1 protein-coding gene is annotated in these 416 nt (G+C 52.4%); it reads right to left on the bottom strand.

The annotated features are described in order from the left end of the window. On the bottom strand, positions 1 to 416 hold a 416-nt coding region (locus AC1DCV_RS35815; RefSeq protein ID WP_477027687.1), incomplete at both ends, for a hypothetical protein.

Below are 416 nucleotides of genomic sequence, written 5' to 3'. Positions count from 1 at the left end.
AGTACGCCTGTGGTATTTATCGCAGGAAGTGTAAGTACGGCATTGTTACCGGCTGCATCTTTTATAGTACCTGTGAGCGCAGCGCCCAGGGTAATGCCGTCCATGTCTACATCTCCGGCCTGCACTATATAGAGGAAGCCCAATGTATCTGTACCAGTGCCGCCCTGATAGGTAGCCTGATGGGTAGTGCCGCCGATAGTGATATCGAGCGTAGGCGTGCCCGTTACAACGATAGACTCACTGAAATGTGCTTTGAAGCGTAGCCCTTCACCGAGGTGATAAGTGCCGTTGGCAGGTACATCTACGGCTGTAATAGTAGGCGCCGTGCCATCATACACGCGGCTTAAAATATTGGAGGCTGTATTGTTGTTGTTACCCACGTTCACGGCTACACTGGCGGGTACACTGGCGGGTAC

Source organism: Chitinophaga sp. 10T418 (assembly GCF_056394125.1).
Note: the sequence above shows the minus strand (reverse complement) of the source record. Positions and strands in the feature narration are given on the sequence as shown.